Origin of the sequence: Streptomyces sp. NPDC087844 (assembly GCF_044742785.1) — a bacterium.
In the GTDB taxonomy this organism is placed as follows: Bacteria; Actinomycetota; Actinomycetes; order Streptomycetales; family Streptomycetaceae; genus Streptomyces.
In genome coordinates, this window is record NZ_JBIUVD010000004.1 from 492,730 (window position 1) to 505,945 (window position 13,216).

A 13,216-nucleotide genomic window follows, 5' to 3' on the forward strand; every position below is an offset into this window, starting at 1 on the left:
GTGCGGGACCAGTGGGACGCATGGGGTTCGGACGGGATGCGGGCGGAATGCGGGCGAGTTGCGGGTGGTCACTCACACGAGTGAGGGCCAGGGGATGTCCGAAGACAGTCAGGGGCGGTCATCGTCCCTGGCGAGCCCCTGTTCACGCCCCCTTCGCGCCCCTCAGGACACTCCGCTCGCACCCTTGCCCGTGCCCCTGCCCGTGCCCCTATCCGTGCCCCTATCCGTCCGCCCGGGCCGTCGCCAGCAGTTCCTCCGCGTGGGCCCGTGCCGTCTCCGAGTCCTCCTGGCCCGCCAGCATCCGGGAGAGCTCACGGATACGCTCCTCGCCCTCCAGGACCTTCACGCCGGAGCGGGTCACCGAACCGTCGTTGGTCTTCTCGACCAGCAGCTGCCGGTCGGCGAACGCGGCCACCTGTGGCAGATGGGTGACGACGACGACCTGCGCGCTCTTGGCGAGCTTCGCGAGCCGCCGCCCGATCTCGACGGCCGCCTTGCCGCCGACACCGGCGTCGACCTCGTCGAAGAGATACGTGGGCACCGGATCCGTCCCCGCGAAGACGACCTCGACCGCGAGCATGACCCGCGACAGTTCACCGCCGGACGCGCCCTTGGCGATGGGCCGCGGCGGTGCCCCCGGGTGCGGGGCGAGGAGCAGTTCGACCTCGTCGCACCCGGCGGGCCCGTACGCGACGGGACGTCCGCCGACCTCCACGCCCTCCGGGTCCTCGGTCTGCCGGATCGCGAACGACACGCGCGCGTGCGGCATGGCGAGCGAGGCCAGTTCGGCCGTCACGGCGGCGGCGAAGCGCTCGGCGGCCTCCGTACGGACGTCGGTGAGGGCCTGCGCCAGTCCACCCAGCTCGGCCCGCAGCGCGTCCCGCTCGGCGGTGAGCTCGCCGATCCGGTCGTCGTCGCCGTCCAGTTCCAGCAGCCGCACGGCGCTCTGCTCCGCGTAGCTCAGCACCGCGGCCACGTCAGCGCCGTACTTGCGGGTCAGCGTGGTGAGCGAGGCACGCCGCTCCTCGACGGCCGCGAGCCGCAGCGGATCCGCGTCGAGGTCGTCGGCGTAGCCCGCCAGCTCCCCCGCCACGTCGCCCAGCAGGATGCCGATCTCCCCGATGCGGCCTGCCAGCGCGCCGAGGGCCGCGTCGTGGGACCGTACGGCCTCCAGGGCCCGGTGGGCGCCCGCGACGAGTGTCGTGGCGTCGATGCCCTCCGGGTCCTCCGGGTTGCCCGCGAGGGCGGCGTGCGCGACCGCGGCGGCCGACGCGAGCGCCTCCGCGTGTCCCAGCCGCTCGGCCTCGGCCGCGAGCTCCACGTCCTCGCCCGCCCTGGGTTCCACCCCGGCGATCTCGTCGAGCCCGAAGCGCAGCATGTCCGCTTCCTGGGCGCGTTCACGGGCGCGCGTGGTGATCTGGTCCAGCTCGGTGGTGATGGCGCGCAGCCGACGGTAGGCGCCCGTGTACTTGGCGAGCGGCACGGCGACCGCGTCGCCCGCGTACCGGTCGAGGGCCTGCCGTTGCCGGGACAGCTTGAGCAGCCCCTGCTGATCGGTCTGCCCGTGCACGGCCACCAGGTCGTCGGCGAGTTCGGCGAGCAGCCCCACCGGCACCGAACGCCCGCCGAGATGCGCGCGCGAGCGGCCCTCGGCGGAAACGGTACGGCTGATGAGCAGGGTGCCGTCGTCGAGTTCCGCGCCGGCCTCCTCGGCCCGCAGGATCGCCGCGGAACTCTTGAGGACGGAGATCCGTCCCTCCACCACCGCGTTCTTCGCCCCGATCCGCACCAGGGCGGCGTCGGCGCGTCCGCCCATCAGCAGGCCCAGGCTGGTGACCACCATCGTCTTGCCCGCGCCGGTCTCACCGGTGACCGCGGTGAAGCCGGGCGACAGCTCGACCACCGCGTCGTCGATGACTCCGAGCGACCGTATCCGCATCTCCTCCAACACGGACATGACCATACGAGGTTTCTCCCACCCGGCGCGACGCCGCCCCATTCCCTGCACAAACGTCCTGGTGTGACCGCCGGGACCGCCCGCGTCCCGTCCGCGGCCCGGCGGGGGCTGATCGCGCAGTTCCCCGCGCCCCTCAGAAGCGGGGCCGCGCCCCAGCCTTTGCCCCCTCAGGGGCGCGGGGAACGGCGCGATCCTTCGCCTTCAGGGGCGCGGGGAACTGCGCGACCAGCCCCCACGCACCAGCAGGTTCATCACCTACCCGGCAGCGGAGCGCCTAGTGGGGCGCACCCCGCCACCCCGCGACCGGCAGGGCGAACTTGGCCACCAGCCGGTCGGTGAACGACGCATGGTGCAACCGAGCCAGCCGCACCGGCACCGCCCCGCGCCGAACCTCCACGCGGGCCCCGGGCGGCAGCTCGATCGTGCGGCGGCCGTCGCACCACAGCACCCCGGGCGGGATGTGCGGCAGGATCTCCACGGCAAGGACCGAGTTCGGCGAGGTCACCAGCGGCTTGGCGAACAGGGCGTGCGCGCTGATCGGCACCATGAGCAACGCCTCGACCTCCGGCCACACCACGGGCCCGCCGGCGGAGAACGCGTACGCCGTGGACCCGGTCGGGGTCGCGCAGACGATCCCGTCGCAGCCGAAGCCGGTCACCGGCCGCCCGTCGATCTCCAGGACCACTTCGAGCAGCTTCTCGGCGCCCGCCTTCTGCACGGCGGCCTCGTTGAGCGCCCAGTCCGTGTGCACGACATCGCCGTTGCTGTGCACGACGACGTCGACGGTCATGCGCTCCTCGACCTCGTACGCCTTCGTCACCACCCGGTCGACGACCTTGTCGAGGTCGTCGCGCTCGGCCTCCGCGAGGAAGCCGACGCGCCCGAGGTTGACGCCGAGCATCGGCACGCCGGAGGCGCGGGCGAACTCGGCGCCGCGCAGCAGTGTGCCGTCACCGCCGAGGACGATCAGCAGTTCACATCCGTCGAGGCACTCCGGAGTCGCCTCCTTGACGAGCTCCACGGTCGGCGGCAGCGGCAGATCGGCCGCCTCCGCCTCCAGGACGCGTACGCCGAGTCCGGAGCGCAGCAGCCCTTCTACGACCAGCTCGGCACTGCGGATGGCCGCGGGCCGTCCGGTGTGGGCGAGCAGGAAAACAGTACGAGATCGGGTGTCGGTCAACGCGGCCCCTCCGCCACTGCACGGTCAACGTCGGCCGGGTCCAGTGCGGGTGCCCCGGCACGCAGCCACAGAAAGTACTCGACATTCCCCGAGGGTCCGGGCAGCGGACTGGCCGTCACACCCTTCACCCCGAGCCCCAGTTCCCCCGCCCGGCGGGCCACACCGCGCACGGCGTCCGCCCGCAGCTCGGGACTGCGGACGACTCCGCCGCTCCCGAGCCGTTCCCTGCCCACCTCGAACTGCGGCTTGACCATCATCACCAGGTCGGCATCGGGCGCCGCGCACCGCACAAGGGCGGGCAGCACCAGGCCGAGCGGGATGAAGGACAAATCACCGACTACAAGATCCACCGGCTCCCCATCGATCGCCTCCAACGTCAACTCGCGTACGTTCGTACGGTCCTTGACGGTGACGCGTTCATCACTTCGTAGAGACCACGCCAACTGCCCGTAGCCGACGTCCACGGCGAGGACGTGCGAGACGCCGGCGCGCAGCAGCACATCGGTGAACCCGCCGGTCGAGGCTCCGGCGTCCAGAGCCCGCCTCCCCCGGACCTCCAGGCCCAGCGGTACGAACGCCTCCACGGCCCCCGCGAGCTTGTGGCCGCCGCGCGAGACGTAGTCCGGGTCGTTGTCGTCCTGGGTGACCAGGATGGGGGCCGCGGTCTCCACCTGGGTGGCGGGTTTGGTCGCGAGGTTCTTGCCGACGGTGACGCGTCCGGCGGCGATCAGCTGTCCTGCGTGCTCGCGCGAGCGGGCGAGCTTGCGTCGGACCAGCTCGGCGTCGAGGCGGCGTCGTGCCACTCCTGCCACGTTCGGTTCAGCTCCTGTTGCTGTTGCTGTTGCTGTAGCTGTTGCTGTTGCTGTAGCTGTAGCTGTTGCTGGCGCTGTAACTACTGTTGCTGTCCGGCACGGGGGGCGCCGGAGGTCCCGGGCGGGCGTCGAGCGCGGTGAGCGCGTCGCGCAGCCCCCGGTGTACATCCTCGTACACCTCCACGTGGCCGTCCGTGTCGAGGTGGTCCGCGTCGGTCAGCCGGTCGAGCAGCGCGTCGACCTCGGCGTCACCGGTCGGCGTGCGCGGCACGTACAGCGGGGCGGGGGCGGCGGGGTCGTACTCGGGCCGGGCGTCGGGGCCGGACCGGACGCGGGACTCGGCGTGCGGCTCAGTCTCTGGCTTCAGCTCCGTCTCCGGCTCCGTACCGAAAAGATCCGTACCGGGAATCTCGGTCCCCGGGCCGGTCGTGGACTCGCTCATGCCCCGACGCTACCGCCAAGCGCTGAGGTACCGTCGATCACGATGGCGACGATCGAGGAGTGCCGCGGCGCACTCGACAAACTCTCGGACCACATGGCCGGCGCGAACGGTGACGTACAGAGCGCGGTCGCGTTGGACCGCTCCCTGAGCTGCCGTATCACCGACCTGGACATCACCCTCGTCGGCCGCCTGCGGGACGGCCGGATCGTGGTGCTCGACACGGTCGAGGGCCCGCCGCCCGACAAGGCCGAGATCCGGCTCGCGATGACCGGCGACGACCTGGTCGCGATGGTCGCCGGCGAGCTCCATTTCGCGAAGGCGTGGGGCTCGGGCCGCGTCAAGCTCGAAGCGGGCCTGCGCGACCTGGTGCGGCTCAGAAAGCTGCTCTGACCCGCTCCTCCCGGCCGGCCCCGGTCAGCCCTCGGTGACAGCGGTGGGCGCCTCGACGGGTACGGCGACGGGCGCGGCGGCGGCCGTACGGGCCTTCCGCGCCGCCGGCACCACCAGCGGCGTGCCCGTCTCCGGGTCGGCGATGACCTGGCAGCGCAGCCCGAAGACCTCCTCGACCAGTTCGGCCGTGACGATGTCCGCCGGGGCGCCCTCCGCGATCACCGCCCCGTCGCGCAGGGCGATCAGATGGGTGGCGTAGCGGGCGGCGTGGTTGAGGTCGTGCAGTACGGCCACCAGGGTGCGGCCCTGTTCCTCGTGCAGCTCGGCACACAGGTCGAGTACGTCGATCTGGTGCTGGATGTCGAGGAAGGTGGTCGGCTCGTCGAGCAGCAGCAGCGGGGTCTGCTGGGCGAGCGCCATGGCGATCCACACGCGCTGCCGCTGCCCTCCGGAGAGTTCGTCCACATACCGGTCGGCGAGTTCGGCGACCCCGGTCGAGGTCATGGACTCTCGTACGATCCGCTCGTCGTCCGTGGACCACTGGCGCAGCAGCCCCTGATGCGGGTAGCGACCGCGCCCCACGAGGTCGCCGACGGTGATCCCGTCCGGCGCGATCGACGACTGCGGGAGCAGTCCGAGGGTCCTCGCCACCTTCTTCGCGGGCATCGACTGGATGGCCTGGCCGTCGAGGAGGACCCGGCCCTGCCGCGGCTTCAGCATGCGGGACAGCGCGCGCAGCAGCGTGGACTTGCCGCAGGCGTTGGGGCCGACGATCACCGTGAACGAGTTGTCCGGTATCTCGACCGACAACCGCTCGGCGATGACGCGCTGGTCATAGGCGAGGGTGACGTCCTCGGCGGACAGGCGGTTCACAGTGCTCCTTCGGTGGTTCGGCCCGTACGTGTCCTGCGTGTCCCGCCGTCGGCATGGGCAGGGCCGTCGGGGTGGTGAACGGGGCCGGGGTTCATATCCGGCCCGCCTTGCGCTCGGTGACCAGGAGCCACAGCAGATAGGCACCGCCGAGGACTCCCGTCACCACGCCGACGGGCAGCTGGTCGGCTCCGAAGACCCGCTGCGAGGCCCAGTCCGCGACGACCAGGAGGGTGGCGCCCATGCACATCGCCGGTACCAGATTGGGTCCCGGCGAGCGGGTCAGGCGCCGTGCGAGCTGTGGCGCGGTGAGCGCGACGAAGCCGACCGGACCCGCGGCGGCGGTGGCCGACGCGGTGAGCAGCACGGCGGCCACCATCAGCAGCAGTCGCGTCCGCTCCACGCGCACACCGAGCGCGTACGCCACGTCGTCGCCCATCTCCAGCATCCGCAGGGCGCGCGCGTTGCCGAGGACCAGCGGTACGAGTACGGCGCACAGGCCGAGCAGGGGCCGGACCTGCTCCCAGTCACGGCCGCTGAGGGAGCCGGTCATCCAGACGATCGCGCGGGTCGCGTCGACCAGGTCGGCCTTGGTGATCAGATAGCCGTTGACGGCCGTGACGATCGCGGAGACACCGATACCGACCAGGACCAGCCGGTATCCGTGCACGCCCCTCTTCCAGGCGAGCAGATAGATGGCGAGGCCGGTCACCAGCCCGCCGACCAGCGCTCCGACGGTGACCTGCCTGGCGGTCCCGGAGAACAGCACGATCATCACGAGCGCGCCGGCCGTCGAGCCCTGCCCGAGACCGAGCACGTCCGGACTGCCCAGCGGGTTGCGGGAGATGGCCTGGAAGAGCGCGCCGCCGAGTCCGAGCGAGGCGCCGACCAGGAGCCCCACCAGGACCCGCGGCAGCCGCAGTTCGTTGACGATGAACTCCTGGCCGGCGTCACCGTCGCCGAGCAGCGTCCGGACGACGTCACCGGCGGAGATCGGGAAGTCGCCGGTGCCGATGAGCACGACACTCGCGGTGAGCGCGGCCACCAGCAGCAGGACGACGACCGTGCACGCGCGGACGTCGACACGGACCGACAGCCCGCCGACGGTACGGACCGTACGGCCGCGGGAGACCCGGGCGGGAGCCGCCTGTGTGGTCTCGGGCTGGTTGCGTGGGGCCTTCACAGCTGTGCCGTCCTCCGCCGTCGTACGAGAAAGATGAAGACCGGGCCGCCGAGGATCGCGGTGACGATGCCGACCTGGAGTTCCGCGGGCCGCGCCACGACCCGGCCGACGACGTCGGCGCCGAGCAGCAGCACCGGCGACAGCACGGTGGCGTAGGGGAGGATCCAGCGCAGGTCGGGCCCGGTGAAGGACCGTACGACGTGCGGGACCATCAGCCCCACGAAGACGATCGGCCCGCAGGCGGCGGTCGCGGCCCCGCACAGCACGGTGGCGGCGGCCATGGACAGCGCCCGGGTGCGGTTCAGATGCGCGCCCAGCGCACGGGCCGTGTCGTCGCCCATGGCCATGGCGTTCAGCGGCCGGGCGAGGGCCAGCGCGAGCACCGTGCCGGCCACGAGGAACGGCAGCACCTGCCAGATGATGTCGCTGGTGGCCGAGGCCAGCGAACCGACCGTCCAGAAGCGCATCTTGCCGAGCGCCGCCTCGTCCGTGATCATCACGGCCTGGAGATAGCCGTAGAGCGCGGCGCTGATCGCGGTGCCGGCGAGGGCGAGCCGTACCGGTGTCGCGCCCCGGCTGCCGCCGAGGAAGAACACGAGCACCCCGACCCCGGCCGCTCCCGCGAAGGCGAACCACACATAGCCGCTCAGCGAGGTGACGCCGAAGAAGGTGATCGCCGTGACGACAGCGGCGGACGCACCCGCGTTGATGCCGAGGAGCCCGGGGTCGGCGAGCGGGTTGCGGGTGAGCGCCTGGAGCACGGCCCCGGCGAGGCCGAGCGCCGCGCCGACGAGCAGCCCGAGGACCGTACGCGACAGCCGCTCCCCCACCACGACGTCGCCGTACGTACCGGAGTCCTGGAACAGGCCGTGCCAGACCTGTTCCAGGGACAGCTCTTTCGCGCCGATGGCGATGCTCGCCAGGGCGACGAGCACCAGCACGGCGAGGGACAGGAGGAGCCCTGCGGCTCGGACCGCCCGGCGCTCGGGGGGCGCGGGGGCGGTCTCCGCGCTCGGTTCGGGGGGACTGTCGACCAACACGGCAGTTAGGTTAGCCTAACTTGAACTGTGCTTCGATCGGCGCACCCGGCGACCAGGCCCGGTGACCTGTGACCTGGCCCGGTGACCAGGCGTGGTGACCAGGCTGGCGAGGCCTCGAACGACCCTGCGCGGCCTTGCGCGGCCCTCAAAGCCCCAACCGGGCCAGTGCCTTGCCTCCGTCCAGCTCGCACGCCGCGCCGCCGCCTGCCGTCCAGGCGGCGGCGCACAGCGCCCTCAGCCCGTCCATGGGCTCGCCCTCACCGTCCAGTTCCAGCCTCTCGCTGCCGGCCGTGGCCGTGTAACCCCCGCACCGGAAGCCCTCACCCGCCTCGACCACCTCGGGCTGCCCCGTCAGCATCCCCCGCAGATCGGCGTCGACATAGGTCGGCCGGTGCTGCGGCGGCGCGGCGAGGAGCTGCGCACCATCGGTCACTCCGGTGAGCACGAGCAACGAGTCCACCTCGCCGTTGAACGCCCCCTCGATGTCCGTGTCGAGCCGGTCCCCGACGACCAGCGGCCGCTTCGCCCCGGTCCGCAGGATCGTCTCGCGGTGCATCGGGGGCAGCGGCTTGCCCGCCACCTGCGGTTCGGCACCCGTGGCGATCCGTACGACCTCCACGGCCGCCCCGTTGCCCGGAGCGATACCGCGGGCGCCGGGGATCGTCAGGTCGGTGTTGGAGGCGAACCACGGCACCCCGCGCGCGATGGCGTAACAGGCCTCCGCGAAGCGTCCCCACGGCAGGTCGGGTCCGCCGAATCCCTGCACGACGGCCGCCGGATCGTCGTCGGCCGACTCGACCGGCTCAAGACCGCGCTCGCGCAGCGCGACCCGCAGCCCCTCCCCGCCGATCACCAGCACCCGCGCACCCTGGGGCAACTGCTCGCTGATCAGGCGGGACACGGCCTGGGCCGAGGTGATGACGTCCAAGGCCTCCGTCGCGATGCCCAGCTCCGTGAGGTGCTCCGCGACGTGGTCGGGCGTGCGGAGCGCGTTGTTCGTGACGTACGCGAGGCGCATCCCGCCCGTGTGGGCCGTGCCGAGCGACTCGATCGCGTGCGCGATCGCGTTGCCGCCCGCGTACACCACGCCGTCCAGGTCGAGCAGCGCCGTGTCGTACGCCTCGCTCAGGGCCCTGTCACTGCCCTCGGGCCGCGTCCTCGCGGTCTGGCTCATTACGCATCGCTCCTCGTTCGGTCTCTTTCCCCCGATCATCGCTCATGGCACTGACACACTTACGATGCATCAATGAACACGGCAGGTACCGCGGACGTACCGGCACGCATGGGCCTTGACCTCACCCCGTTCCGGGGCCTGCGCTACGACCCCGACCGGGTCGGCAGCCTGTCCGCCGTCACATCCCCGCCGTACGACGTGGTCGTACGGCCCGACGGCCTGCACCATCTGGAGTCGGCGGACCCGCACAACATCGTCCGCCTGATCCTGCCGCAGGCCCCCACGCCCAGCATCCGCAACGAACAGGCGGCGGACACCCTGCACCGGTGGGTGTCCGAGGGCGTCCTGAGGACCGACGCCCAGCCGGGCCTGTACGTCTACGAGCAGCGGGACGACGAAGGCATGTTCCAGCGGGGCATCATCGGCGCCCTGCGTCTGTCGGAGCCGTCGGAGGGCGTGGTGCTGCCGCACGAGGACGTCATGCCGCACGTCGTCGCGGACCGCGCGGCCCTCATGCGGGCCACCTCCGCGAACCTCGAACCCCTGTTGCTGACCTACCGGGGCGACGGATCGGTCTCCGGTACGACGGCCGTCATCGAGCGCACCGCGAAACACCCGCCCCTGCTGTCCACCACCACGGAGGACGGCTTCAGCCATCGTCTGTGGGCCGTCACGCACGAGGCCGACCTCGCCGAGGTCCACACGGACCTGGCCGGCCGTCAGGCGCTCATCGCGGACGGCCACCACCGCTGGGCGACCTACCTGCGGGTACGCGGGGAGCACCCTTCCCCCAGCCCCTGGGACTACGGCCTGGTGCTCCTGGTGGACACCGTGCGCCATCCCCTCCGCGTCCGCGCGATCCACCGTCTCCTGCACCGCCTCCCGGTGCCCGAGGCCCTCGCGGCCCTGGACGGCTCCTTCCGCGTACGCCACGTCGAAGGCCCCCTCTCCTCCGCCCTGTCGGCCCTCTCCGCAGCGACCGCCGAGGGAAACGCCTTCCTCCTTGCGGGCGACGGCACCTTCCACCTCGCCGACCGCCCCTCCCCCGACCTCCTCGCCCGTACGATCCCGCCGGACCCGCCGGAGGCCTGGCGCAGCCTCGACGCGACGGTCCTGCACGCCACGCTCCTCGACCATGTCTGGCGGATTCCGGACGTCCCGGAGCACATCGCGTACATCCACGACACGGCCGCCACGGTCGCCAAGGCGGAGCGCGACGGCGGCACAGCCGTCCTGATGCACCCGGTCCGCGAGGAGGTCGTACGCGATCTGGCGAGCCAGGGCGTCACGATGCCCCGCAAGTCGACGTCCTTCGGCCCGAAGCCGGCATCGGGCCTGGTACTGCGCGCACTTCTCTGACACGGCCCCCGGAAACACGAACGGGCGGGACTCCCCTCAGGGAATCCCGCCCGTTCGTTCCTACGTGTCGACCTCAGTCAGTCTGGTCGCCCTTGGCCTTCTCGCCCGCATCCGAGCTGTCGTCAGCCTCGACGACCTCGACGATCTCGACGACTTCGCCCGCCGGCGCCTCGGAGGTCACAACCTCCGGAGCGCCGTCTTCATCGCCGTCTTCATCGCCGTCTTCATCGCCGTCTTCATCGCCGTCTTCATCGCCGTCTTCATCAATGTCGCTGCCGTTGTCGAGCTCCTGCGCTTCTACGTCTTCGACCGCGACCTCTGCCTCTGCCTCTGCCTCGTCCTCGACAAGTGCGTCCACGAACTCGACGCCGTCGAGTTCCGCGAGGCGGTCCGAGGCGTCCGTGCTGCCGTCCTTGTCGGACTCGACGGCCTTGCCGAACCACTCACGGGCCTCGCCCTCACGCCCGGCCGCGAGGAGAGCGTCGGCGTACGCGTAGCGCAGCCGCGCGGTCCAGGGCTGGACGGAGTTGGAGGCCAGCTCGGGGCTCTGCAGCGTGACGATGGCCGCGTCGAACTGGCCGATGTCCCGCCGCGCGCCGGCCGCCACGAGCCGCATCTCGACCTGGCCGGCCTTGTCGAGCTTCTGCACCTCGGGGGCCCCGGCCATGTCGAGCGCCTTCTCGGGGCGCCCCAGGCCGCGCTCGCAGTCCGCCATGACGGGCCACAGGTCGACGTTGCCGGTCATGCGCCGCGCGGCCCTGAACTCGGCGAGCGCCTCGCTGTACTTCTGGCTCGCGTACGCGGCGAAGCCGGCCGCCTCCCGCACGGCGGCGACGCGCGAAGCAAGCCGCAGCGCGACCCTGGAGTAGCCGTAAGCACCCTCGGGGTCCTCGTCGATGAGCCGGGCCACCATCACCAGGTTCCTGGAGACATCCTCGGCGAGTCCCTTCGGCAGGCTCATGAGCTCCTGCCGCACGTCCTTGTCGATCTCCTGGCCCGTGACGTCGTCAGGGATCGGCAGCCGCTTGATCGGCTCGCGATCGCGGTCCCGCTCGTCGCGGAAGCGGCCACCGCCGCCACTGCGGTCGCCACCGCGGTCGTCACGCCCACGGAAGCCACCGCTGGGACGGCCACGGCTGTCGTCGCGGCTGGGTCCACCACGGCCACGGTCGTCGCGCCCGGCCCGGTCGTCACGCCCACGGAAACCGCCGCGGTCGCCTCCACCGCGGTTGTCGTCGCGGTTGAAGCCGCCACGGTCGCCACCGCCGCGGTTGTCATCACGGCGGAAGGCCGGGCGGTCGGCGCCGCCGCCGCGGTTGTCGTCGCGGCGGTCGTCGCGCCGGAAGGGCGGACGCTCGCTGTCACGCCGCGGGGCACCACGGTCGTCGTCACGGCGGGGCGCCGGACGCTCACTGCCACCACGGTTGTCGTCACGACGGAAGCCGCCGCGGTCGCCGCCACCACTGCGGTCGTCTCGCCCACGGAATCCACCGCGATCGCCGCCACTGCTGCCACCACCACGGTTGTCATCGCGACGGAAGCCCCCACGGTCACCGCCACCGCGGTTGTCATCACGGCGGAAGGCCGGGCGGTCGTCACGACGGTCGTCACGACGGTCGTCGCGCCGGAAGGGCGGACGGTCGCTGTCACGCCGCGGAGCACCACGCTCATCGTCACGACGGAACGGCGGACGAGCGTCTCCACCACGGTTGTCGTCACGACGGTCATAGCGCCCACGGAAGCCACCGCGATCGCCGCCGCCGCGGTTGTCGTCACGGCGGTCGTCGCGCCGGAAGGGCGGACGCTCGCTGTCACGCCGCGGAGCACCGCGGTCGTCGTCACGGCGGGGCGCCGGACGCTCACTGCGACCACGGTTGTCGTCACGACGGAATCCACCGCGGTCACCGGCGCCGCTGCCACCACCACGGTTGTCATCGCGACGGAAGCCTCCCCGGTCACCGCCACCGCGGTTGTCGTCACGGCGGAAGGCCGGGCGGTCGTCACGACGGTCGTCGCGCCGGAAGGGCGGACGGTCGCTGTCACGCCGCGGAGCACCACGGTCGTCATCCCGGCGGGGCGCCGGACGAGTGCCGCCGCCGCGGTTGTCGTCACGGCGGTCGTCACGGCGGAAGGCCGGGCGGTCACCGTCACGCCGCGGGGCACCGCGGTCACGGTCGTCACGGCTCGGCCCACTGGGCCGGTCGTCACGACGGAACGGGGGACGGCTCCCACCACTGCGGTTGTCGTCACGTCGGAAGCCGCCACGGTCGCCGGCACCGCTGCTACCACCGCGGCTGTCATCGCGACGGAAGCCGCCACGGTCACCGCCACCACGGTTGTCACCGCCGCCGCGGTTGTCGTCACGGCGGTCGTCGCGCCGGAAGGGCGGGCGGTCACTGTCACGCCGCGGAGCACCACGCTCATCGTCACGACGGAACGGCGGACGAGCGCCACCACGGTTGTCGTCACGACGGCCGGCCCCTCCGCGGTCGTTGTCGCGGCTCGGGCCTCCGCGGTAGCCGCCGCGGTCACCACTGTCCCGGCTTCGCTGATCGCGCTCCGGTCGCTCGTCGGGAGAGTTGGTGGACATGGGTGACTCCTGTCATCGGTACCGCAAGTCATTCTCGCGCAGCCGGGTACCCGGCGCGCTTCGGGAAAACAAAAAAGGACCTCTGGTCCCAGCGAGTCGCTGGGACCAGAGGTCCTCAAAGATTGTTCGGCGGCGTCCTACTCTCCCACAGGGTCCCCCCTGCAGTACCATCGGCGCTGTAAGGCTTAGCTTCCGGGTTCGGAATGTAACCGGGCGTTT

General features: G+C 71.9%; 12 protein-coding genes and 1 rRNA gene. 2 read left to right on the forward strand and 11 right to left on the reverse strand.

What is annotated here, in order from left to right:
* Positions 1-220: 220 nt before the first annotated feature.
* The 4 genes from recN to ACIOKD_RS12025 all read right to left on the reverse strand — a co-directional run bounded on the left by recN (position 221) and on the right by ACIOKD_RS12025 (position 4,391).
* Positions 221-1,963, reverse strand: a complete 1,743-nt coding sequence (gene recN, locus ACIOKD_RS12010) for a DNA repair protein RecN (protein ID WP_402081652.1) — start codon at positions 1,961-1,963, stop codon at positions 221-223.
* Positions 1,964-2,231: 268 nt separating this feature from the next.
* On the reverse strand, positions 2,232-3,137 hold the full coding sequence (locus tag ACIOKD_RS12015) for an NAD kinase (protein WP_402081655.1): 906 nt from the start codon (positions 3,135-3,137) through the stop codon (positions 2,232-2,234).
* Positions 3,134-3,949 carry a TlyA family RNA methyltransferase gene (locus ACIOKD_RS12020; RefSeq protein WP_402081658.1) on the reverse strand — a complete coding sequence of 272 codons (816 nt, stop codon included), beginning with the start codon at positions 3,947-3,949 and terminating at the stop codon, positions 3,134-3,136. The genes ACIOKD_RS12015 and ACIOKD_RS12020 overlap by 4 nt, the downstream gene beginning before the upstream one ends.
* A gap of 7 nt (positions 3,950-3,956) precedes the next feature.
* The gene (locus ACIOKD_RS12025; RefSeq protein WP_402081661.1) at positions 3,957-4,391 is read right to left on the reverse strand and encodes a hypothetical protein; all 435 of its coding nucleotides are present in this window, start codon (positions 4,389-4,391) and stop codon (positions 3,957-3,959) included.
* A gap of 42 nt (positions 4,392-4,433) precedes the next feature.
* Here ACIOKD_RS12025 and ACIOKD_RS12030 point away from each other — a divergent pair, with 42 nt between their 5' ends.
* The gene (locus tag ACIOKD_RS12030; RefSeq protein ID WP_402081663.1) at positions 4,434-4,781 is read left to right on the forward strand and encodes a sterol-binding protein; all 348 of its coding nucleotides are present in this window, start codon (positions 4,434-4,436) and stop codon (positions 4,779-4,781) included.
* Between the two features lie 24 nt (positions 4,782-4,805).
* Here the strand turns inward: ACIOKD_RS12030 and ACIOKD_RS12035 are convergent, their stop codons facing one another.
* The 4 genes from ACIOKD_RS12035 to ACIOKD_RS12050 form a co-directional block, all read right to left on the reverse strand.
* Positions 4,806-5,654, reverse strand: a complete 849-nt coding sequence (locus ACIOKD_RS12035; RefSeq protein ID WP_402081666.1) for an ABC transporter ATP-binding protein — start codon at positions 5,652-5,654, stop codon at positions 4,806-4,808.
* 91 nt (positions 5,655-5,745) lie between these two features.
* The gene (locus ACIOKD_RS12040; RefSeq protein ID WP_402081750.1) at positions 5,746-6,747 is read right to left on the reverse strand and encodes a FecCD family ABC transporter permease; all 1,002 of its coding nucleotides are present in this window, start codon (positions 6,745-6,747) and stop codon (positions 5,746-5,748) included.
* Between the two features lie 83 nt (positions 6,748-6,830).
* The gene (locus tag ACIOKD_RS12045; protein ID WP_402081668.1) at positions 6,831-7,874 is read right to left on the reverse strand and encodes a FecCD family ABC transporter permease; all 1,044 of its coding nucleotides are present in this window, start codon (positions 7,872-7,874) and stop codon (positions 6,831-6,833) included.
* Positions 7,875-8,019: 145 nt separating this feature from the next.
* Entirely contained in the window at positions 8,020-9,048 is a 1,029-nt protein-coding gene (locus tag ACIOKD_RS12050; RefSeq protein WP_402081671.1) for an HAD hydrolase-like protein, read from the reverse strand.
* 72 nt (positions 9,049-9,120) lie between these two features.
* On the opposite strand from ACIOKD_RS12050, the gene ACIOKD_RS12055 reads away from it, so the two are divergent.
* Complete coding sequence (locus ACIOKD_RS12055) at positions 9,121-10,407, forward strand: DUF1015 family protein (protein ID WP_402081674.1); 1,287 nt, start codon at positions 9,121-9,123, stop codon at positions 10,405-10,407.
* A 73-nt stretch (positions 10,408-10,480) separates the two neighbouring features.
* Here ACIOKD_RS12055 and ACIOKD_RS12060 read toward each other — a convergent pair whose 3' ends face one another.
* The 3 genes from ACIOKD_RS12060 to rrf form a co-directional block, all read right to left on the reverse strand.
* Complete coding sequence (locus ACIOKD_RS12060; protein ID WP_402081677.1) at positions 10,481-11,383, reverse strand: hypothetical protein; 903 nt, start codon at positions 11,381-11,383, stop codon at positions 10,481-10,483.
* Positions 11,365-12,876, reverse strand: coding sequence for a hypothetical protein (locus tag ACIOKD_RS12065; RefSeq protein WP_402081680.1), 1,512 nt, complete (start codon positions 12,874-12,876; stop codon positions 11,365-11,367). The genes ACIOKD_RS12060 and ACIOKD_RS12065 overlap by 19 nt, the downstream gene beginning before the upstream one ends.
* 245 nt (positions 12,877-13,121) lie before the next feature.
* A 5S ribosomal RNA gene (gene rrf, locus ACIOKD_RS12070) occupies positions 13,122-13,216 on the reverse strand; the annotation flags it as partial.

Excerpts from the sequence above, each read along its gene's own strand:
- recN (WP_402081652.1), bottom strand. The coding sequence starts at position 1,963 with ATGGTCATGTCCGTGTTGGAGGAGATGCGGATACGGTCGCTCGGAGTC.
- ACIOKD_RS12025 (WP_402081661.1), bottom strand. The coding sequence starts at position 4,391 with ATGAGCGAGTCCACGACCGGCCCGGGGACCGAGATTCCCGGTACGGAT.
- ACIOKD_RS12030 (WP_402081663.1), top strand. The coding sequence starts at position 4,434 with ATGGCGACGATCGAGGAGTGCCGCGGCGCACTCGACAAACTCTCGGAC.
- ACIOKD_RS12050 (WP_402081671.1), bottom strand. The coding sequence starts at position 9,048 with ATGAGCCAGACCGCGAGGACGCGGCCCGAGGGCAGTGACAGGGCCCTG.
- ACIOKD_RS12055 (WP_402081674.1), top strand. The coding sequence starts at position 9,121 with ATGAACACGGCAGGTACCGCGGACGTACCGGCACGCATGGGCCTTGAC.